Below are 21621 nucleotides of genomic sequence, written 5' to 3' on the forward strand. Positions count from 1 at the left end.
GTTCGGGACTCAGGCACGGGTGTCCTCCTTCTCGGACGCAGGAATCGGGGCGGTGCTGCGTGCGGGCGTCCGCCGCTGCATCCGCGTAAGGCGACGCCACATGGGCTCCTCGGGGGCATGCGCATGGCCCTGGCCGAAGTGCCGTTCGAGCTGGTACTGCCCTGCCGTCAACACGGTGGTGACGATGAGGTACCAGATGGACGCGACGATCAGCAGCGGGATCGTCAGGTAGTTGACGGCGTAGATGAGCTGTGCCGAATAGAGCAGCTCCGGGAACGCGAGCACACTGACCACGGAAGTGGTCTTGAGCATCGAGATGACGTTATTGCCGGTGGGCGGCAGGATGACGCGCATCGCCTGTGGGAGCACAACGCGGCGCATGATGCGGGCCTTGCTCATGCCGAGCGCCTGACCGGCCTCTCGCTGTCCTTGATCGACCGCATTCAACCCGCCGCGGACGATTTCCGCCATGTATGCGCCCTCGTTGAGACTGAGGCCGAGCACCGCCGCGAGCCACGGAGTCATCAGGGTGCGCGTGTCCGCCGAGGCGAGGTCGATCCCCGTGAAAGGGATGCCCAGACTGACCGTCGGGTAGAGCGCAGCGATATAGCCCCAGAACAGCAGCTGCACGAAGACGGGCGTGCCACGGAAGAACCAGATGTAGAGGCCGGCCGCGCCCGAGAGCACCGGGTTCGGTGACTGCCGCATGATCGCCACGACAAGGCCGAGCACGATCCCGATGACCATGGCGATGACGGTCAGCTCGAGCGTGTGCAGTAGCCCGTCGAGGATCCGGGGCGAAAAGAAGAAGCGGCCGACGACGTCCCAGCGGTAGTTGGGGTTCGTGAAGAGCGTCTCGACGAAGGCGGCGAGGGCGACCACGATCACCGCGGCGACCGCCCAGCGCCCATAGTGCCGGACCGACACGACCTTCATATCCCTGGCATCGGCTTCCGGTGCGGAGCTGGGGGCGGGCACGTGCGCGGAGACGGCCGGTCGGGAACGCGTGTCGGTCATCAGCTCACCGCGCCGTTCACCACGGACTCCTCGATCGCGATGTCACCGAGGTCGTACTTCTCGATGAGCTCGTCGTAGGTGCCGTCCTCCATGAGCTTCGTGACCGCGGCGTGAACGGCCGCGACCAGTTCGCTGTCCTTCGGCAACGCGACGCCGCCCGGGTTGGGGTTCTTGAATGCGGGTCCGGCGATCTCGAAGGCCGGGTTGGCGTTCTTCGCGTTGACGAGGGTGGGAACGTCGGCAAGCACAGCGTCCACCTGACCGCTCTGCAAGGCGAGCAGTGAGTCGGGCGTCTGCTGGAACGCGGACTCGACGGGGGCCTCCTTCCCGTCTGCCTGGCACGTCTCCGCCTGCGCCGGCAGCATGGTGTTCTGCTGCAACGAGCCGCGCAGAACCCCGACCTTCGCGCCGCAGAGCGCCGAAGCAGTCAGGTCCATCGGGTTGCCGCTCGCCACGAGCGCGACACTCCCGTTGTGATAGTAGGTCACGAAGTCCACGACCTCCTCGCGCTCCTTGGTGTCGCCGATCGAGTTCATGGCGATGTCGGCGGCGCCAGCCTGAAGTCCGGGAATGATGCCATCGAACGAGGTGGGCACGAACTCGACCTCGAGGCCCATGAGGGCGCCCATCTCGCGAGCAAGGTCCGGGTCGAGGCCGACGTACGTGGTGCCGTCCTCCTCCGAGAGCGATTCGAAGGGGGGATTCGCGCCGTCCATAGCGACGCGCAGCTTGCCGGTGGCCGCGATGTCCTCCGGTACGAGAGCCGAGATGGCGGAGTCCACCTCGGTGTCACTCGCAGCCGCGTCGCCGGTGCCTGCCGCCGTGCAACTGGTGAGCGCCAGTACGGCGACGGCGGCACCGGTGAGGGCCGCGAGACGGGGGGAGGTCTGAATGCGCATGGGCATGCCCTTCGGTCGAGTGATGCGCCCGGCCCGACATCTCAACGGAAGCGAGAACGAGCGAGCGATTGACTCGAAGATGCCACACGCAGTTGAAATACACCGACCCGCAGGGCGTATAACGCGACGGATTTACACAGATGTAACAAGATCGACTTATTCGACCGCCACCACCAGTAGAACCGGCTCTGCGCGTTCTTACGGTCGATAGGCGTGTCGTCGTCCTTTAGGGTGCGACGCTGGCCTCGGCGAGGCCGAAGTCAGTTCGCTCTCGTGCTTGGACACGTGTTCCCCGCGGTCATCTGCGTCCGCCGCCACGTTCGACCCGCGCCGCGAACCATGGACATCTGCGGATACGCGGCGATATCGCCGCCAGAATCGATGGTCCGCTCGTCAACGCGTCGACGAGCGGAGCGCCCCGCGCGTCAGCGTTGGACCGGGTCTACGGCCGAGGAGTGGAACGCAGCCAGATCGCTCCGGGACGGTGCTGCCTCCCAGTCGCCATCGACCGTGCAGGCGAGGGCTCCGCAGGAGATCGCCACGTCGATGCATCGATCCAGAGGCGACGACAGGGCGCTTTCGGCCAGCCAACCGGCGACGAACGCGTCACCCGCGCCCACGGTGTCGACGACCTCGACGGGCTTCGCCCCACGGGTGACCACGCGGTCGCCCTGCGACGCGATGGCTCCGTTCGCGCCGAGCTTGATGACGGCGGTCTCGGCTCCGAGCGCGCGGATGGCGTCGAGCTGGTCGCGAGCATCCGTTGCACCGGTGAGGATCGCCGCTTCGTCGTCGCCGGCGAATACGATGTCCGCCCGCGATGCGAGCGCTCGGTAGGCGGCCGCCGCGTCACGCCCGTCCCGCCACAGCGCGCTGCGATGGTTGACGTCGAAGGACACCCGCACGCCCGCGGCCTTCGCTCGATCGATCGCGGAGTGGATCGCCGCCAGCGGCCCGCTCCCGAGTCCCGCCGAGATACCCGTGACGTGCAGGATCCGTGCCCGCTCCACGACTCCTGGCGGGACATCCGATGCGGTGAGTCTGCTCCCCGCCTGGGCGGAGCGGTAGTAGGTGACGCGGGAGACGCCGGGCCGCGGCCGCTCCTTGATCATGAGCGCTGTCGCCGCGTCCTCGTCGACCGCGGCGTGGACCTCGACGCCCTCCGCTCGGATCTCCCGCACGATGAGGGAACCGAGTCCGTCTGATCCGACGCGGCTCACCCAGGCGGCGGACCCGCCGAGCCGTGCGACGCCGATGGCGACGTTGCTCTCCGCGCCCCCGAAGCCGAGCGTTACGCCCCGCACGTGTGCGAGGCGGCCGGGTTGCTCGGGCACGAGCAGGCCCAGGCTCTCACCGATCGTGAGAACGTCGATCGCGGTCATCGGTCCGTCGCCACGGACACGGCCACCCGGGCGGCCGCGCTCACCGCATCGGCGCCCTGGGCGGCGAGTGCGGTGATCCAGCTGCCGCTTGCGGCGAAGACCGCCGGGTGCGCGAGGTGCTCGGCGAGGTTGTCCTGGCGGATGCCGCCCGACGGCATGAAGCGGACGTCGCGATAGACGTCGGCGTAGGCGGAGAGCAGGCGAAGCCCGCCGAAGACCCCCGCGGGGAAGAGCTTGAGCCTGGACAGGCCGAGGCCGATCGCCGCCTGCACCTCCGTCGGCGTGAGCACCCCGGGGACGATCGGCACGCCGGCGTCCTGCACGAAGCGCACCACGTCCGCGTCGAGTCCCGGCGTGACGATGAAGGAGGCGCCGGCGTCAAGCGAGTGCCGCGCCTGATCGACGGTAAGCACCGTGCCCGCCCCGACGAGCAGATCGCCGCGTTCCGCGAGGCGTTGCACGGCCGCCAGCCCGTGCTCGCCGCGCAGGGCAACCTCGACGACCGGCAGACCCCCGGTGACGAGGCCGTCGCCGATCGCGTCCACGTGCGCGGGATCAGCCACCGAGGCCAGGGGCACGACCCGATGATCGAACAGCGACGCCGTTGACGAGGTTGACGCCGTTGACGCCGAGAACTCACCAGTCATGGACGGTCCCGTCGGTGAGGCGGTTCACCGGGAGGTACGCCTTCGTGTACTCGAACGCGGCCGCGGCCTCCTCGTCGAGCTCCACGCCCAGGCCCGGCTGCTCCCCGGGGTGGAGGAAGCCCTCGTCGAAAGTGAAGGTGGTGCGGAACACCTCCAGCGTCTTCTCGTTGTGCGGCATGTACTCCTGAATCCCGAAGTTGTGGATCGCAAGGTCCAGGTGCAGCGCGGCGGCCATCCCGATGGGGGAGATGTCGGTCGGGCCGTGGATGCCCGACTTGATGCCGTAGATCCCGGCGAAGTCGAGGAGCTTCTTCATCGCCGTGATGCCGCCCGTGTGGGTGACCGCGGATCGCACGTAGTCGATCAGCCGTTCCGTGATCAGCGTCTGATAGTCGTAGACGGAGTTGAACACCTCGCCGATCGCGAGCGGCGTCGTGGAGTGCTGACGCACGAGCCGAAGGGCGGTTTGGTCCTCGCCGGGCGTGCAGTCCTCGAGCCAGAACAGGTTGTACGGCTCGATGTCCTTCGCGAAGCGTGCCGCCTCGATCGGCGACATCCTGTGATGCCCGTCATGGAGCACGCGAAGCTCCGAGCCGAAGTCCTCGCGGATTTTCTCGAAGACCGAGGGCATGTGCGTGAGGTACGCCTGCGTGTCCCAGGACTCCTCCGTCGGTGCGGTCGCCGCCAGCCCGTCGGCCGCACGCTTGGCGGGCTCGTAGTCGTATCGCACCCCGGGCCCCGTCGCGGAGACGCCGTAAATCTCGCCGAGGCCGGGAACACCCGTCTGCACCCGCACGGCGGTGAAGCCGAGCTCCCGGTACCCGGTGATGGCGTTGGCCAGCGCCTGATAGTCGGTGCCCGAGGCGTGCGCGTACGTGCGGATGCCGGAACGGCTCGCCCCGCCCAGCAGCTGGTATAGCGGCACGCCCGCCTTCTTCGCCTTGATGTCCCACAGCGCCATGTCGACGGCGGCGATCGCCGCCATCGTGACCGGCCCGCGGCGCCAGTACGGCCCGCGGTAGAGGTACTGCCACGTGTCCTCGATGCGGTCCTCGTCGCGTCCGATGAGGGTGGACGCGACGTGGTCGCTGAGGTAGGACGCCACGGCGAGCTCGCGGCCATTGAGCGTGGCATCGCCCCAGCCGACGATGCCGTCGCTCGTGGTGACCTTGACGGTCACGAAGTTCCTACCGGGGCTGGTGATCACGACGTCGGCGCGTTCGATGCTCAAATGGGGCGTCCTTTCGGCCTGGTGCAGGGGTGCAGGGAAGCAGGGGGGTCAGATCGCGTCGCGCGGGTCGGTGAGGTCACGGCCGGCGACCTCCGGCATCCAGATCGACGCGATGAGGGTGCTCAGCGTGAAGATCATGAGCATCACGATGATCGGGATGAACGATCCGGTGACGGCGGACACCCACGCGGCGGCGATAACCGGACCGGCACCGGTGGCGACGATCGCCGCGATCTCGCGGGCCATCGCGGTGTAGGTGTAGCGGTTCCTCGAGCCGAAGAGCTCCGGCAGGGTGAGGTTCTCGAGCGACGCGAAGCTCATCACGGCGAGGTTGTGCAGGATGACGTATCCGATGAACACCTGCGTGGTGTCCTTGCTGCTGATCATGAGGATCGTCGGCACGATCACGATCAGGGCGACGATCGCCCACACCATGTACATGCGCTTGCGGCCGAAACGGTCGCCGAGCAGACCCGACAGCGGCACGGTGATGAACGCGACGAGCGAGGAGACGATCACCGCGTTCACGCCGATCGTGCGGTCCAGCAGGAGGACGACCGTGATGTAGCTGATCAGGTAGGTCTGGATCATGCCGGAGTTACCGGCCTGACCGAATCGCAGCATCAGCGCGATGGCGAACGCCTTGATGGGCTTGCGGTTGATGGCCTCGATCGCGTGCATGTTGCCGGTCTCGGTGGCGAGCTGGATCGTCTCCTTCTTCGAGAGCGCACGACCGTCCACGACGTCCTCGCGCTCCTCGAAGACGGGGCTCTCCTTGAGGTTGAACCGCACCCACACGGCGAAGAGCATGATGACGGCGCTGCCGAGGAAGGGGATGCGCCACGCCCAGTCGATGACCTCCTGCTCGCTGTACACCAGCAGGAGCACCGCCCACAGCCCGGACGCCAGCAGCGTGCCGCAGTTCGTGCCGAGTGCGACGAGGGAGGCGATGATGCCGCGTCGCCGCGCCGGCGCGTACTCCGCGAGCATCACGCCGGCGCCGGAGATCTCCGCGCCCGCGCCGAAGCCCTGCGCGATGCGCAGCAGGACGAGGAGGATCGGGGCGAGGATGCCCACCTGCCCGTAGGTGGGGAGCACGCCGATCAGCGTCGTCGCCAGCCCCATCAGCAGGATCGTGTAGAAGAGGACCTTCGTGCGTCCGGTCTTGTCGCCCAGTCGAGCGAAGAAGAACGCGCCCACCGGGCGGGCGACGTAGCCGACGCCGTAGGTGGCCATGGCCGCGACGACCGCCATCGCCGGGTCCTCGTCCGAGAAGAAGATCTCGGCGAAGACGAGTGCGGCGGCCAACGAGTACAGCTGGTAGTCCATGAACTCCAGAGCCGTGCCGAGCCAGCCGGAGATCGCCGCGCGAACGAGATCGCGCACCGAGCGCTTGGATGTGGGATCGGCGACCAGCGTCGCCTGAGTCTGTGACATGGGGTACTCCTTCGGACCGGGGTTGGGCGTGCGGAAAGGGACGTGCGGGAAGTGAGTGCGGGGGAGCGGGACCGGCGTCTGCCGGACGGTCACCTGACGGGATTCGTCAGAGTGCGAGGAGCACCTTTGCAGAGCGGGCGGAGTCGCGCGCGACGGTGAACGCCTCGACGGCGTCGCTCGCGGCGATGACATGGGTCACGACGGCGTCGAGCGTGTCCGACTCGGCGAGGAGTGCGATCGCGTCGTCGATCTCCGTGGAGAAGCGGAAGGCGCCGCGCACCGTCAGCTCCTTCGCCAGCATCGGGGCGAGGTTGACGGCGATGTCCGTGTTGGGCAGCATCCCGATCTGGACGACGATGCCGGCTCGTCGGGCTGCCCGCACCGCGAGGGACAGCGCCACCGGCGCGCCCGAGCATTCGAACACGACGTCGTACGACTCGTCCGCCACGCTGTCGCGGCCCACCAGGATCTGCTCGGACGCACCGAGCGCCGCGGTGCGGCCCAGCGCCTCCTCGCGGACGTCACTCGCGGCGATCAATTCGGCGCCGCCCCGCGCCGCGGCGGCGATGGTGAGCAGCCCGATGGGTCCTGCCCCGGTGACGAGCACGCGCTTTCCGGCGACGTCACCGGCGAGGTTGACCGCGTGCAGGGCGACCGCAAGAGGCTCGGCCAGGCTGGCGCGTTCGAGCGGCAGCCCCTCCGGAAGTACGCGGACCATGTCGGCGCCGACGAGGAGGTACTCGGCGGCACCGCCCTGGCGGTGCGGCGAGGCCGCGGCGCTGCCGAGGTAGTCGCCGCCCGGGCGCAGGTGCGGCCGCTCCTCGAGCCCGGGGACGGACGCCCCGTACCGGGCCGGGTGTACCGTCACCGGCGTCCCCGTCGCGAGGCGCCCTGAGGGATCGAAGTCGACGACCGCGGACAGCTCGTGTCCCGGGGTCAGCGGCTCACGGATGGAGTACTCGCCGTTGGCTCCGTGGAAGTAGTAGTGCAGGTCGGAGCCGCAGATCCCGACGTACTTGACGCTCAGGCGCACCTCACCCTCCTGGGGCTCGGGCCGTTCGGCGTCCTCCCACCGGATGTCCTCCTTGCCGTGGATGGCCAGCTTCTTCATCGGTGGGCCCCTCTCGTGGGGATGGGTCGATCGTTGGATGCGGAGATGCTGTCGCGGAGGGCCGCGTCGATGCCGTGGTGCGTGATGGTGTCCACGAGCTCGCCCACGCGCGCGATGAATTCGGGCCTCTCCGCGAGCCCCTGGCCGAAGAGATGCAGCTCGGCGATCGCCCGTCGCGCGAGCTCTGCCCCGTCGCGGGCCGAGGCCGCCATCTCGGCGAGCGGCGCCCGGGCGCCATCGACCATGGCACGGGCGTGAGGACCCGGGTCGAACCCGGGAAGCGGAGCGATGGACGACAGGTAGGCGGCTGTGGTCAGCGCGATCATCTGCGGCATCCGGCCGCCGTCGAGGGAGGCGAGCGCGGGCTCCGGGATGCGCTGCCGCAGCTTGACGGAGCCGTCTGTTCCCACCTGCGCGGTGCGGTGGCCCAGAGCGCTGTTCCCCCAGCGCTCGAAGAGCTGTCGCTCGTACGCCCGGATGTCGACGCCCGAGGGCACGGTGATCGAGGGCTCGTACTCGGAACGGAGGACGGTGACGGCCGCCGCCTCGATGTCGGGGAGCGCGATCGCCTCCGAGATCGTGGCGACACCGTGGAGCGCGCCGAGGTAGGCGATGAGGGAGTGGGTACCGTTGAGCAGGCGGACCTTCATCTGCTCGTACCGACCGACCTCGTCGGTGAACACGGCCCCGCCGGCCTCCCAGGCGGGGCGACCCGCGGCGAAGCGGTCTTCGATCGCCCACATGGTGAACGGCTCTGCGGGCACGGGCACCTCGTCCCACGCTCCGAGCTGCGCCGCCACCGTCTCGCGGAGCTCCGCCGTCGTGGCGGGCACGATCCGGTCCACCATGCTCGACGGGAACGTGACGGCGTTGTCGAGGAACGCGAGGGCCTCCGCCCCTTCGGAGCGGGGCAGCTCGGTGAGGAACTCGCGGACGAGCCGCTCGGTGTGAGCGCCGTTCTCGGTGAGGTTGTCGCAGCTCAGGATCGTCATCGGAGCACCGCTCCGCGCGGCGCGCCGCTGCAGGCCCCGAGCGAGCTGACCGATCGTCGTCAGGGGCGGCCGTCCGCCGAGGTCGGCGACGATCCGCGGGTCGGCGAGATCGAGGTGGCCGGTCGAGGGGGAGTAGCTGTAGCCGTTCTCGGTCACCGTGAGTGTGACGACGCGGATGTCTGACGCGGCGATGCTGTCGACGACCCGGCCGGGCTCCTCCGCGGCGACGAAGACGTCGCTGTGCACGGCGGGAATGCTGAGGGAGGTGCCGTCCGGGGAGATCTCGGCGACCGAGTACAGGAGGTCCTGAGCGCGCATCGCGTCGACGACGGAGCGGGACTGGGACGCGACGCCCACGATGCGCCAGTCCCCGCCGGCGGCGCGGAGGGCTGCCGCGGTGTACACGGCCTGATGCGCGCGATGGAAGTTGCCGAGCCCGAGGTGCAGGACGCCGGCTGCGGCCGCGGATCCGGCCGACCCTACGGTGTGGGCCCCGAGACGAGGCGTCGAGTCGCTCATGCGGCGGCCCCGTCGTGGTCGGGCCGGACGAGTCCCGGATCAGCAGTGATCAGCATGAGATGATTGTGAACAGGTTGTACAAGTTTGTCAAACAGTTGTAACGACGACTCATGCAGAATGATGGGACAGCACCAGCCACAGAAGGACGACCGTGACCGCCACCCTTACCGACGTCGCCCGGCACGCCGGGGTGTCCCTGGCGACCGCGTCGCGTGCGTTCGGAGAACCGGACCGCCTGGCCAGGGGCACTCTCGAGCGCGTTCTGAGCGCTGCGGGGGAGCTGGGGTACGCGGCGACGAGCGTGGCCACCGCGGAGAAGACCATCGGCGTGATCCTTCCGGATGCGGCCAGCCCGGTGTACGCGACTCTTCTCAAGAGCATTCACGCCCAGACCTGGCACGGCCGGCACAGGCCGGTGCTGTTCGACACGGACGAGGACGTGCATCGGGAGCGCGAACAGATCCAGCTGTCACGGAAGCTCGACGGGATACTGCTGTGCTCCCCGCGACTTCCCGACGACGAGATCCGGGAGCTCGTCGGCGACTCACCGGTCGTCGTGCTCAACAGGATCATCGACGGCATCCCGAGTGTCGTGATGGAGACGGGAAGCGGGCCTCGGCAGGCCGTCGAGCATCTCGCCGCCCTCGGTCACAGCCACGTCGCCTACGCGGCGGGTCCTCGACTGTCCTGGGCCGACTCGCGCCGGGGTGATGCCATCGCCGCCGCCTGCGAGTCGCTCGGCATCCGCTTCACCCGCCTGACCAACCAGGCCGCGTCCATCCACGGCGGCCTGGCCGCGGCGGCCACCGTGCTCGCCAGCGGAGCGACCGCCGTCATCGCCTACAACGACCTGGTCGCCCTCGGCATCGAGGCCGGGATCGCCCCCCTCGGCAAGAGCTGCCCGGCCGACCTCAGCATCGTGGGCATCGATGACATCGAGATGGCGTCGATCCGTCAGCCCGGTCTCACCTCCGTGAAGCAGGCCATCGACCGCTGCGGCTCGCTCGGCGTCGAGATGCTCCTGCAGGCCATCGCGGGCGACGCGGTGCGGACCCCCGCGACCCTGGAGGCGCAACTGATCGTGCGCGGCTCCACCGCCCGACCCCGCTGACGCCGTGCACGACGACCCGATCGTTCGTCGCGTCGTACGGACAGGCGGCGTCGCGTGAGTGCCACGGCTCACGGTCCGGCAGGGGACGCCGAAGACCAGCCGTGCCCGATCCGCGCCCGGCGAAGTGGTCACCCGAGGACGCATTGGTGACCTCGTCGACGGAACCGACCGGCGACCTCCACCGTCTCCTGAGTCGGTGTCGTGACGACAGCCGGCGTGGACGTTCCTCCGCTCGGATAGTGCACTGGTCGAGGACCCGACGCTTCGTCCGGGACCTCACGTGCCCGAGCCGGTGCCTCGGTCAGCCCCCCTGGGCCAGGCTGGTGATCAGATTGATGGCGACCGCGACCACGAAGGTCCCGAAGAAGAAAGAGAGCAGGGCGTGCCCCAGGGCGATCCGGCGGGACGGGGTGGACGACTGACTCACGTTGCTCGCGCTGTAGGACATGCCGATGGAAAAGGCCGTGAAGGCGAAGTCGCTGTACGACGGGTCCTCGTCCTGATTGAACTCGAAGCGGTGGCGCTCGTCGATGTAGTACATGCGGGCGTACTTGAACGCGTAGACCGTGTTGACCAGCGCCCAGGCCGCGATCACGCCGAGCACCGCGAGGATCGCGGCTGCCGCGCCGACGGGGTCCTTCTGCTGGCTCCGGATCAGCGCAAGAACCACCGCGACGAGGCTGAGGAATGTCGAGAGGATGATGAGCGTGTCGACCAGCCTTCGGGATCGGTCCTCGTGCAGCGCCAGGTCGCGGGTCCTCTCCGGACCGGCGGGCCATGCCTTCGCCCACGCCCACGTCAGGAAGACGCCCGCGGCGACCGCCCAGCCGATGAGGGGTGCGAGTTCGGGAACACCGAGCAACACCGGCACAAGAGCGGTCAGGAGGCCGACGATCGCCGAGACGCCTGCCTTCAGTGAGAGGTGTGACATGGGAACGCGGTCTCCTTCGCTGCTGGTCGGTCGTGCCTTCTGGCTGACTCGTGCCGCGGCATGTCGCTCAGGCGGGCCGTGGTCGCGGTGCGGGTACGTACAGCCCCGCCCGCTCGGCCCGGATAGCGGCGAGGGTGCGTGACCCGGCCTGCAGTTTGGCCAGGATGTGCTCCATGTGCGCCGCAACCGTCCGCGTCGCCACGACGAGCTCATGGGCGATCTCGTTGTTGGAACGCCCGTCGATGACCAGGCCCAGCACTTCCAGCTCCCGCGGCGTGAGGCCGCGCAGGTCTCCGGCCGGCGAGAGGACGACGATGCCGGTGAGCACGGCCCGGAGGCCGTCGTCGCCGCCCATCACCGTCACACGCACATGGCCGCCCGGCGCGTGCCGGCCTCCCCAGGGCCACAGGAAGGATGCGTACGTCTGTCCCTCGTCGATCACCGCGCGAGCAGAGCTCAGCAGTTCCGAGCCGGCGGCGAACAGCGCGTGGCCCGGCAGGCCGGGGATGAGGCCGATGCCGATGCGCCCCGGAAGCAGCACTACGCCCGCGTCCGAGCCGCGCACCAGGAGAGCCGCGGCCGCCATCGACCTGACCGGATCGATTCCGAGGGTCAGGGTCGGCAGGAGGCGTGAGAGCGCGCGCCGCACGACGGCGGTTGGCGACTCCTCGCGCCTGAAGAGGAGCGTCACGAATCCGACGTGACGTCCCATCCCGGGTCCGAAGAGCGCAACCGAGAGCGCCTGGTGGAACCCGGCCGGAAGCAGGCAGTCGGCCCAGGTCTGCAACTCCTCCAGCGGATACGGCAGGTCGGCCCCGCTGAAGGGGGGACGCGCGCGATCAGCCCCGGACAGCTCGATGTCGGCCGCCATCCGGGGACCGCTCAGGTATCGGAGAGTCGACTCATCCAGAGACGTGCTCGCGAGGGACGTGTACCGGACTCCGTCCGGCTCGGCGAGCGCGATCCAGGAGGCGTCGAACGGGATGTGCCGGCCCAGCTCGACCAGCAGCGCCTCTGCGCGTTCCCGGACGTGCGCCGGGCTCGCTGCGATGTCAGCGAGACGGAGTGCGGCGTTCTCGGTCATGCAGATCCACTTCCCTCGGGTTTAACGGGTTGGACGCCCGATGCGGGGGCGTCCTCGGACCTGCACCTGGGTCAGGTCTAGCACCTTCGCGGGCGGCGGCGCGAGGGGTGCACGGAGATGGGCAGTCCTGCCGATGGCGCGACGCTCCGGCAAAGCGTCGTATGGAGGTGCCTGCCCCGCCGAAACGGTGCACGGACAGGTCCACCGAGATCAGCGAGAACTGAGGAGCAGACCATGAAGGCAGTCGTGTACGAGGGACCGAACAAGGTCAGCGTCAAGGATGTGCCGGACGCGCGGATCGAGCGCCCTACGGACGTGCTGGTGCGGATCACCACCACGAACATCTGCGGTTCGGACCTGCACATGTACGAGGGCCGGACGAGCTTCGAGACGGGACGATGGTTCGGCCACGAGAACATGGGCGAGGTCATCGAGGTCGGCGACGGCGTCGACAAGATCGCCGTGGGCGACCGCGTGGTCCTGCCGTTCAACGTCGCGTGCGGGCACTGCAAGAACTGCGAGCGCGGGCTGACGAACTACTGTCTCACCGCGCAACCGGTCAAGGAGTTCGCTGGCGCAGCGTACGGGTTCGCGGACATGGGACCCTGGGCCGGTGGGCAGGCCGAGCTGCTGCGGGTGCCCTGGGGGGACTTCAACCGCCTGCGCCTCGGGGAGGACGCCGACGAGAGATCCACCGACTACGTGATGCTGGCGGACATCTTCCCCACCGGCTACCACGCCACGGAGATGGCCGGCGTCTCGCCGGGCGATCAGACCGTCATCTACGGCGCGGGTCCGGTGGGATTGATGGCGGCCCTCTCGGCCACGATCCGCGGTGCGAGCAAGGTCATGGTCGTCGACCGCCATCCGGATCGGCTCCGGCTCGCCGAGTCGATCGGGGCGATCGCCATCGACGACTCGAAAGTCGACCCCGTCGAGGCGGTGCTCGAACAGACCATGGGGCTGGGCGCGGACAACGGCTGCGAATGCGTGGGGTATCAAGCGCATGATCCGCAGGGGAACGAGCACCCGAACGAGACCCTGAACAGGCTGGTGCAGTCGGTCCGGTTCACCGGCAAGATCGGCACGGTCGGGGTGTTCATCCCCCAGGACCCCGGGGCCTCGGACGAGCTGGCCAAGCAGGGGCAGATCGCATTCGACTTCGGGCTGTTCTGGTTCAAGGGCCAGAAGATGGGAACCGGCCAGGCGCCGGTGAAGAAGTACAACCGGCAGCTGCGCGATCTGATCGTCGGGGGCAAGGCGAAGCCGTCGTTCATCGTCAGCCACGAGCTGCCGCTGGACCAGGCCCCGGAGGCGTACGAGCACTTCGACAACCGGGACGACGGCTGGACCAAGGTCGTCCTCCGTCCGGGTAAGGCGGCCTGACATGGCCGGCGCACTGGACGGGCGGCGCGTCGCCATCCTCGCGGCCGACGGCGTTGAGCGCGTGGAGCTCGAGCAGCCCCGCGGCGCCCTCGAGGAGGCTGGGGCGCGGACGGAGCTGCTGTCGATTCACGAGGGGGAGATCGCGGCGCGGAAGAACGATCTGGAGGACGCGGGCACGTTCCCGGTCGGGCGGCTGGTCGACGGAGCATCGGTCGACGAGTACGACGCGCTGCTCCTGCCGGGCGGTACGGTCAACCCCGACCAGCTGCGCATGCAGCCGGCGGCGGTCGAGTTCGTGCGGAACTTCGTCCGGTCCGGCAAACCGGTCGCCGCGATCTGCCACGGGCCGTGGACGCTGGTGGAGGCCGGCGTGGTGGAAGGAAGGCGGTTGACGTCGTACCCGAGCCTGCGCACCGACCTGCGCAACGCGGGAGCCGAGGTCGTCGACGAACAGGTCGTCACCGACGGCAACATCACCACGAGCCGGTCGCCGGACGACCTTCCGGCGTTCTGCGAACGCATCGTGCAGGAGTTCTCGCGCGCACCGCAGACCGCCGACGCGGCCAGCGCGACGTAGGCACCGGCGCGCGCCTCCGCGAGGGGGGCAAGCCGGCCGTTCGGTCGGCGTCCGATGCTGCGAATCCCGCGGCACCGGACGCCCACCGCCAGAGAGATGCGCTTCGGCGCAGGGTCGGACAACTGCGTCCGGATCCCCCAGGGTGCCCCGGCGATGACCGGGGACCCCGAAGCAGAGGAGAGGCAATGGATGTGAAGGCAGCGGTCGTCGTAGGAGCGGCCGGAGTCGCGGCGGCGGGGCTGGTGGCAAGAACGCTGGTCCGGGAGAAGCGTGAAGCGGACGGCGACGGGAGGCATCCCGGCGGCTGGAAGGCGGTCACGGTTCTGGGGGATCCCGCGGAGTTCGCGGCGAACGGATACCCCGAGCCGCTCAGGCGGATCGAGCCCGCGCTGGAGCTGCGCCTGGACCCGGCCCCCGGCGACAAGGGGTTCGAGGTGCACGCGCGCTTCCGGGAGGGGGCCGACCTCAAGGCCACGGTGGGGGAGGACGACCCCGAGCGGACGCTGCGCGAGGCGCTGCGCGACGCGAAGGAGCTGTTCGAGACGGGAGAGGTGCTCAGTGCCACTCCCCGGCCACACGGTCACCGGCCGAGCACTTTGCTCGGCACAGCAGTCGACAAGGCAGAAGACAAGGCGAAGGGCGAGGGTGTGCTGTGAAGGCTCTGTGTTGGACGGGGGTGAACGAGCTCGCGGTCGAGAACGTCGATGACCCCGTCGTCGTCAACGCTCAGGACGCGATCGTCCGTGTGACGCTGAGCACCACGTGCGGATCCGACCTGCATCTGCTCGGCGGGTACGTTCCCACCATGCGGGCCGGTGACGTGCTGGGTCACGAGTTCATCGGCGAGGTCGTCGAGGTCGGGTCGGCCGTCACGAAGCACAAGGTCGGCGACCGCGTGGTCGTCTGCTCGTTCATCAGCTGCGGACGGTGCTGGTACTGCAAGAACGAGCTGTACTCGCTCTGCGACAACGGCAATCCCAACGCCGGCATCCCCGAGATGCTGTGGGGTCAGGCACCGGGCGGATGCTACGGCTACTCGCACGCCCTCGGCGGGTGGGCCGGCAGTCATGCCGAGTACATCAGGGTCCCGTACGCCGACCAGGGCGCTTTCCCTGTTCCGGACGGGGTCAGCGATGAACGGGCGCTCTTCGCGTCCGACGCCGCCCCGACCGGCTGGATGGGAGCAGACCTCGGCGGGGTGCAGCCCGGCGACACCGTCGCCGTGTGGGGCGCCGGCGGGGTGGGCCAGATGGCGGCACGAGCGTCTATCCTGCTCGGCGCCGAGCGCGTCATCGTCATCGACCGGTACCAGGAGCGCCTGGCCCAGGTGGAGCAGGTGATCGGCGCGGAGACGATGAACTACGAGACGAGCGAGGTGCTCCCGGAACTGCGCGAGATCACCGGCGGCCGCGGGCCCGACGTGTGCATCGAGGCGGTCGGCATGGAGGCGCACCACGACGGTCCCGACTTCGCATACGACCAGCTCAAGCAACAGCTGCGACTGCAGACCGACCGGCCCACCGCGGTGCGCGAGGCCGTCTTCGCCGCGCGCAAGGGCGGGAGCATCTTCGTCCTCGGCGTGTTCGGGGGGTTCGTCGACAAGTTCCCGCTCGGTGCGGTCATGAACAAGGGGCTCACCCTCCGCTCCGCGCAGCAGCACGGGCACCGCTACATCCCGATGCTGCTGGAGCGGATGGCGCGCGACGAGCTCAGGACGGAGCACCTCGCCACGCACATCATGCCGCTGGAGAACGGTCCCGACGGCTATGCGATGTTCAAGGAAAAGACCGACGGGTGCGTGCGGGCCGTCCTCCGCCCCTGACCGCAGAAGCCCACGCACGGCCGTCCGCATCCCACCGCCATAGGAAGCGCTCCGGATCAGCCGCTCGTGAGGCGCTGTGGCGCTTGTCCCGGTGTTCATCGCGCCGGGACAGGCGCTGCTGACCGACGCGACCCCGCAGTCCGAAAGCCACCCGGCGCAGCCGCGTAAGGTTGATCGGACGGAACCGCCCCCGCGGAGGGGCTGGTGGTGGCGAGGCAGGGGAGCCGGTGGCGGGATCAGCGCGAGGTAATGATTCGAAAGCAGCGCCCGCCCACCCCACCCGGCCACGCAAGCCGAACATCAGTGACGTTGCTCAGACAGCGGGAGTGTCCTACCAGACCGTATCCCGTGTGCTGAACAACGCCCCGGACGTGAGTGCTGCAACGCGTGAGCGGATCCAGCAGATCATTAAGGACATGGGGTACCGCCGCAGCCGGACAGCTACCGCCCTGTCGACGAGCCGCTCGACCGCCATCGGCATCCTGACCGACGGATCGCCGCGTTTCGGTCCGGTCGGGACGCTCATGGCCCTCGAGAAAGTCGCCCGGCAGAAGGGCTATTTCACCACCGTCATCACCGTCGAGGAACCGTACGCGGACTCCATCCCGCAGGCGCTGGACAGCCTGGACGAGATCGAGGTGGATGGCATCATCGTCATCGCACCGCTCCTCTCCATGGCGGCGGCGGTCAGGAGTGCCTCGATCCAGGTACCCGTGGAGATGATCGCCGCCGGCGCCTCATCGACCCCGAATCTGTTCACGTATTCGGAGAACCAGGAACTGGGTGCACGGATGGCCACTCAACACCTGATCGATCTTGGCCACACCGACATCGCCCATCTCGCCGGCTCCATGGCCTGGTTTGACGGGCGGGTGCGGAAGGCCGGCTGGGAGGCCGCGCTTCGCGACGCGGGCCTCTCGCCCGGGTTGTGCCTCGAGGGGGACTGGAGCCCGGGGTGGGCTTATGAGACGGGCCTCCGACTGGTCGAGGAGGGACGGGTGCCGCAGGCGATCTTCGCCGCCAGCGATCACACCGCCCTCGGTCTCATCCGCGCCCTCTCCGAGTCCGGCATCCGCGTTCCCGAAGATGTCAGCGTCGTCGGCTTCGACGACGTGGAGGGCTCGGAGTTCTTCCTTCCGCCCCTGACCACCGTGCGGCAGGACTTCGCCGCGCTGGCCAACGCCAGCATAGAGGTGCTCCTGGGGGCGATCGAGGGCCGCGAAGTGGACCGCGCACCCAGCGCACCCACCCTGGTTGCTCGCGCGAGCGCCGCCCCCGCCCGACACCGCTGACGACCCGTCGCTCGGCGAAACCTTCTCCCCGGTATTTCCTCAGGCGTGACTTGACATCGTTTCCGTGACCGGTCACGATTAGGGAATTCCGTGACCGGTCACGGAAGATCAGCACTCAACGAAGAGACGAGGTTCGGTTGCACGGGGAAGTCTGCGGCGGAGCGCTCGTGATCCATGCCGATCTTCTGCTCGGCACACGTGTCCTCAACCGTGGTGAACCTGCTGCGGACGAGGGCGGGAACGCCTCCGGAAGGCTTGAGGCGATCCGTACGACCTCGGCTGTTGCTGGCCTCCTCCCGCTCCCGGTTCCCTCTCCCGCGGCAATTTCGATCAGCTGACATCCTTTCCGCCGCTCATACCTCATACGCATCGATCGTCCCGTGGGTCGAACGATGCTCAACCACACCCTCACGGGCTCATCGCCCACATCTCGAACCAGAACTGGAGAACGTCATGATGCGAAGGACAACACTGGTCGCCGTTGCGGCGGCGATCGCTCTCGCCACCGCGGGGTGCAGCTCGGCTACGAGCACCACAGCAACGCAGGACACAGGCGTGTCGGCCAGCGCCGATGAGGCCCTGGCCAAGATCAAGGGCCAGGTCCTCAGCAAGGGACCGGGCGGCGAGGAGCCTTCCCCCGCCTCCGTAGCCGACCTCACCGACGAGGAGGTCGCCCAGGTCAAGGAGATGGGCGCCACCGCGGCGATCGTCATGCACTACGGCGGCAACGACTGGGCCAACGCCCAGATCGCGGGCCTGAAGAGCGAGTTCGAGCGCCTCGGAGTCGAGGTCATCGCCACGACGGACGCCAACTTCAAGCCCGACAAGCAGGTCTCGGACCTCGAGACGGTGATGACCCGCGATCCCGATGTGATCGTCTCGATCCCCACCGATCCCGTCGCCACCGCGTCGGCGTACAAGGAGGCGGCCGAGGCCGGAGCGAAGCTCGTCTTCATGGACAACGTCCCCCAGGGGCTCACCGCCGGCAAGGACTACGTGTCCGTCGTCTCGGCCGACAACTTCGGCAACGGCGTCGTCTCCGCCCACCTGATGGCGAAGGCGCTCGGCGGCAAGGGGAAGATCGGCATGATCTTCCACGAGGCCGACTTCTTCGTCACCCAGCAGCGGTACCAGGGGTTCAAGGACACCATCGAGGCGGAGTACCCGGACATCGAGATCGTCGAGGAGAAGGGCATCGCCGGTCCCGACTTCGCCGGTGACGCACAGGGCGCGGCGAACGCCATGCTGAGCAAGTACGCCGACCTCTCCGGGATCTGGGCCGTCTGGGACGTTCCCGCCGAGGGGGTCATGGCCGCAGCGCGCGCCGCCGGCCGCACCGATCTGAAGATCGCGACCGAGGACCTGGGCAAGAACGTGGCGATCGCGCTGGCGAAGAACCAGCTCATCGTCGGTCTCGGTGCGCAGGTGCCGTTCGATCAGGGCGTCACGGAAGCGCGGCTCGCCGCACAGGCCCTGCTGGGCAAGACCCCGCCGCCGTACGTCGCGCTGAGCGCCGTGCCCGTTGAGCACGACAACGTCCTCGAAGCGTGGGAGCAGGTCTACCACGAGGACGCCCCCGAGGATGTGAAGGACTCCTTCAAGAAGTAGTGGCTCGGGCAGGCCGCAGGGCCTGCCCCGGCCCCGAAAAAGGACTCATCATGAACACAAGCGAGACAGCCGTCGAGATGCGGTCGATTTCCAAGGGATTCAACGGCGTCAACGTCCTGAACGACGTGGACTTCGAGGTCCGCTCAGGAGAGGTGCATGCCCTCGCCGGGGGCAACGGCGCCGGTAAGTCGACGCTGATGAAGATCCTCCAGGGCGTGTATCAGACCGACTCCGGCGCCATCCTCGTCGGCGGACGACCGGTTCAGATCAATTCGATCCAGGACGCCAAGGCCGTCGGCATCGGCATGGTGTTCCAGGAATTCAGCCTGGTGCCGAGCCTGACCGTCGCGCAGAACATCTTCCTGGGCGCGGAACCGCAGGGCCGCAGCGGCCTCATCAATGACAAGGAAGCGGTGCGCCGTGCCCGTGAGGTGTTCGCGGAGATGGAGATCGTGGTCGACCCACGGGCTCAGGTCTCCGCGTTGGGCACCGCCTACTGGCAGCTGACCGAGATCGCGAAGGCCCTGGCCCAGAACGCGAGGGTCCTGATCATGGACGAGCCGACTGCCAGCCTCGCCCGGCACGAGACGGACGCACTGTTCGACCTCGTGGAGAGGCTCAAGAAGCGGGGGATATCCATCATCTACATCTCCCACCGGATGGACGAGGTGTACCGGATCGCCGATCGCATCACCATCCTCCGCGACGGCCGCCGGTTGCTCACCGAGTCCTTGAGCGACGTCACTCCCGAGCAGATCGTTGAGGGAATCGTCGGGAAGAAGATCGAGGGGCAGCTCAGCTACCAGCAGCGGGGGAGAGACGCAGCCTCGGCCGCGCCCATCCTCGAGGCCAGGGGCCTCACCTCCGGCAAGCGGGTGCGCGATGTCTCCTTCACCCTCCACTCGGGCGAGATCCTCGGCCTGGCCGGGCTCATGGGAAGCGGCCGCACCGAGCTTGCCAGGGTCCTGTTCGGCATCGACCCGCTCGACAGCGGGGAGATCCTCATCAGGGGCACTAAGGCGCAGATCACCAATCCCCGGCGAGCCATCGCCGCGGGACTGGCGCTCATCCCCGAGGACAGGCGGGACCAGGGGCTCGTGCTCGACCATTCCGTCCGGGACAACCTGCTGCTGCCGCTGCTGGACAAGATCGCGCGCGGTCCGCTGCTCGACGCGGCAGCGGGTAGGAAACTGTCCAACTCGCTCATCCAGAAGTTCGCGGTGAAGGTCGCGCACCCGAACAAGCCGGTGCGACTCCTGTCCGGCGGGAATCAGCAGAAGGTCGTGCTGGCCAAGTGGCTCGGCACGGAACCGGACGTTCTCATCCTCGATGAGCCGACGGCCGGCGTCGACATCGGCACCAAGAGCGAGATTCTGGCCATGATCCGAGAGCTCGCCGACACAGGCAAGGCCGTCATCGTCATCTCCTCGGAGTACCCCGAGCTGCTCGCCGTGAGCGACCGGGTCCTGGTTCTGAGGGATGGATCCATCACCCGCGAACTCGGACGAAACGAGATCGCCGACGAAGAATCACTGCAACTCGCAGTCCAGGGAGTCTGATCATGAACAACAGGACCATTTCCACCATCGCGCCCGAGCCGGGCGGCCTGGCCGCGGTCAGGGGCTGGTTCGGCGAGCTGGACTGGCGTCGGTACGTCATCTACATCGGGTTCGTCGTCGTCTTCGCCTTCTTCGCAGTCCTCCTCCGCGACCAGGGCTTCCTGTCGCCCAATAACCTCCTGAACATCTTCCGGCAGACGGCGACCATCACCGTGATCGCCGTCGGGATGACGTACGTCATCGCCTGTGCCGAGATCGACCTCAGCGTGGGGTCGACGGCGGGCCTGTCCAGTGTCTGCACCGCCATGGCCCTCTCCCAATGGGGGATCATCCCTGGCATCCTGGCGGGCCTCGCGGTGGGACTGGTCGTCGGATCCGTCAACGGCGCCCTCGTCAGCCTCCTAGGGATTCCGTCGTTCCTGGTCACGCTGGGCATGCTCGGGATCGCGGTCGGGGTGGCGCAGTGGATCACCGCGTCGGCTCCCCAGCCCATCCTGAACGACACCTTCAACATGATCTTCGGATCGGGGAACTTCGGCCCCGTTCCCGGCCTGCTCGTGTGGAGCGCCGTCTTCGTGGCGATCGGTGCGGTCGTGCTCTCCCGCACCAAGTTCGGCCGCCAGGTGCTGGCCACCGGCGGAAACAGGACCGCCGCGGACTTCACCGGCATCAACACCAAGCGCATCAAGTTCCAGGTCCTGCTGATCTCCGGACTGGTCGCGAGCGTCGCCGGCATGCTGTACGCGGGACGGCTCGAGTCGGGACGGTTCCAGTGGGGCGCCGGGGACGAGCTCTCCGCCATCGCGGCGGTGATCCTCGGCGGCACGAGCCTCTTCGGCGGGGCCGGCTCGGTCGTGGGAACCCTCTTTGGCGCTCTGCTCATCGGCCTGATCAACAACGGCCTCATCCTCGCCGGCCTGGACAGCAGCCAGCAGCAGGTGGTGCGCGGGGCGATCATCATCCTCGCCGTCGCGCTGGCGCGGAAGAAGTGATGCCGGCCTCGCGCAGGCTCGGGC

The 21621-nt window shown here is 68.4% G+C and carries 19 protein-coding genes; 9 read left to right on the forward strand and 10 right to left on the reverse strand.

Going from position 1 to position 21621, the window contains the following annotated elements:
* Window positions 1-9: 9 nt before the first annotated feature.
* The 8 genes from DAI20_RS12570 to DAI20_RS12605 all read right to left on the reverse strand — a co-directional run bounded on the left by DAI20_RS12570 (window position 10) and on the right by DAI20_RS12605 (window position 9235).
* On the reverse strand, window positions 10-1017 hold the full coding sequence (locus tag DAI20_RS12570) for an amino acid ABC transporter permease (RefSeq protein ID WP_108251302.1): 1008 nt from the start codon (window positions 1015-1017) through the stop codon (window positions 10-12).
* On the reverse strand, window positions 1017-1916 hold the full coding sequence (locus DAI20_RS12575) for an ABC transporter substrate-binding protein (RefSeq protein ID WP_159085030.1): 900 nt from the start codon (window positions 1914-1916) through the stop codon (window positions 1017-1019). The genes DAI20_RS12570 and DAI20_RS12575 overlap by 1 nt, the downstream gene beginning before the upstream one ends.
* Before the next feature lie 425 nt (window positions 1917-2341).
* Window positions 2342-3298 (reverse strand): sugar kinase, encoded by a 957-nt coding sequence (locus DAI20_RS12580; RefSeq protein ID WP_108251306.1) that lies wholly within the window; start codon window positions 3296-3298, stop codon window positions 2342-2344.
* Window positions 3295-3945, reverse strand: a complete 651-nt coding sequence (locus tag DAI20_RS12585) for a bifunctional 4-hydroxy-2-oxoglutarate aldolase/2-dehydro-3-deoxy-phosphogluconate aldolase (RefSeq protein ID WP_108251308.1) — start codon at window positions 3943-3945, stop codon at window positions 3295-3297. Before DAI20_RS12585 ends, DAI20_RS12580 begins: the two co-directional genes overlap by 4 nt.
* The gene (gene manD / locus DAI20_RS12590) at window positions 3935-5176 is read right to left on the reverse strand and encodes a D-mannonate dehydratase ManD (protein WP_108251310.1); all 1242 of its coding nucleotides are present in this window, start codon (window positions 5174-5176) and stop codon (window positions 3935-3937) included. The genes DAI20_RS12585 and manD overlap by 11 nt, the downstream gene beginning before the upstream one ends.
* A 48-nt stretch (window positions 5177-5224) precedes the next feature.
* Window positions 5225-6613: an MFS transporter gene (locus tag DAI20_RS12595; protein WP_108251312.1), complete on the reverse strand. Its 1389-nt coding sequence runs from the start codon at window positions 6611-6613 to the stop codon at window positions 5225-5227.
* A gap of 106 nt (window positions 6614-6719) precedes the next feature.
* On the reverse strand, window positions 6720-7724 hold the full coding sequence (locus tag DAI20_RS12600; protein WP_108251314.1) for an L-idonate 5-dehydrogenase: 1005 nt from the start codon (window positions 7722-7724) through the stop codon (window positions 6720-6722).
* Entirely contained in the window at window positions 7721-9235 is a 1515-nt protein-coding gene (locus tag DAI20_RS12605) for a mannitol dehydrogenase family protein (RefSeq protein WP_108251316.1), read from the reverse strand. The genes DAI20_RS12600 and DAI20_RS12605 overlap by 4 nt, the downstream gene beginning before the upstream one ends.
* A 151-nt stretch (window positions 9236-9386) precedes the next feature.
* Here DAI20_RS12605 and DAI20_RS12610 point away from each other — a divergent pair, with 151 nt between their 5' ends.
* On the forward strand, window positions 9387-10346 hold the full coding sequence (locus DAI20_RS12610) for a LacI family DNA-binding transcriptional regulator (protein ID WP_108251318.1): 960 nt from the start codon (window positions 9387-9389) through the stop codon (window positions 10344-10346).
* A 301-nt stretch (window positions 10347-10647) separates the two neighbouring features.
* Here DAI20_RS12610 and DAI20_RS12615 read toward each other — a convergent pair whose 3' ends face one another.
* Window positions 10648-11277, reverse strand: coding sequence for a DUF1345 domain-containing protein (locus DAI20_RS12615; protein ID WP_108251321.1), 630 nt, complete (start codon window positions 11275-11277; stop codon window positions 10648-10650).
* A 67-nt stretch (window positions 11278-11344) separates the two neighbouring features.
* Window positions 11345-12361 (reverse strand): response regulator transcription factor, encoded by a 1017-nt coding sequence (locus tag DAI20_RS18990; RefSeq protein ID WP_108251323.1) that lies wholly within the window; start codon window positions 12359-12361, stop codon window positions 11345-11347.
* Between the two features lie 234 nt (window positions 12362-12595).
* Here DAI20_RS18990 and DAI20_RS12625 point away from each other — a divergent pair, with 234 nt between their 5' ends.
* The 8 genes from DAI20_RS12625 (at window position 12596) to DAI20_RS12660 (ending at window position 21597) form a co-directional block, all read left to right on the forward strand.
* The gene (locus DAI20_RS12625) at window positions 12596-13747 is read left to right on the forward strand and encodes a glutathione-independent formaldehyde dehydrogenase (RefSeq protein WP_108251325.1); all 1152 of its coding nucleotides are present in this window, start codon (window positions 12596-12598) and stop codon (window positions 13745-13747) included.
* A 1-nt stretch (window position 13748) separates the two neighbouring features.
* On the forward strand, window positions 13749-14324 hold the full coding sequence (locus tag DAI20_RS12630) for a type 1 glutamine amidotransferase domain-containing protein (RefSeq protein WP_108251327.1): 576 nt from the start codon (window positions 13749-13751) through the stop codon (window positions 14322-14324).
* A 185-nt stretch (window positions 14325-14509) separates the two neighbouring features.
* A complete protein-coding gene (locus DAI20_RS12635) occupies window positions 14510-14980 on the forward strand; it encodes a hypothetical protein (RefSeq protein ID WP_108251329.1) in 471 nt (156 codons plus the stop codon).
* Window positions 14977-16146 (forward strand): zinc-dependent alcohol dehydrogenase, encoded by a 1170-nt coding sequence (locus DAI20_RS12640; RefSeq protein ID WP_108251331.1) that lies wholly within the window; start codon window positions 14977-14979, stop codon window positions 16144-16146. The genes DAI20_RS12635 and DAI20_RS12640 overlap by 4 nt, the downstream gene beginning before the upstream one ends.
* Window positions 16147-16373: 227 nt before the next feature.
* Entirely contained in the window at window positions 16374-17438 is a 1065-nt protein-coding gene (locus DAI20_RS12645) for a LacI family DNA-binding transcriptional regulator (RefSeq protein ID WP_108251333.1), read from the forward strand.
* 555 nt (window positions 17439-17993) lie between these two features.
* The gene (locus DAI20_RS12650) at window positions 17994-19046 is read left to right on the forward strand and encodes a substrate-binding domain-containing protein (protein ID WP_240606064.1); all 1053 of its coding nucleotides are present in this window, start codon (window positions 17994-17996) and stop codon (window positions 19044-19046) included.
* A 50-nt stretch (window positions 19047-19096) separates the two neighbouring features.
* Window positions 19097-20605, forward strand: a complete 1509-nt coding sequence (locus DAI20_RS12655) for a sugar ABC transporter ATP-binding protein (protein ID WP_108251337.1) — start codon at window positions 19097-19099, stop codon at window positions 20603-20605.
* 2 nt (window positions 20606-20607) lie between these two features.
* On the forward strand, window positions 20608-21597 hold the full coding sequence (locus tag DAI20_RS12660; protein ID WP_108251339.1) for an ABC transporter permease: 990 nt from the start codon (window positions 20608-20610) through the stop codon (window positions 21595-21597).
* The last annotated feature ends 24 nt before the right edge of the window (window positions 21598-21621 follow it).

Source organism: Planctomonas deserti, from assembly GCF_003067705.1.
Lineage (GTDB): Bacteria > Actinomycetota > Actinomycetes > Actinomycetales > Microbacteriaceae > Planctomonas > Planctomonas deserti.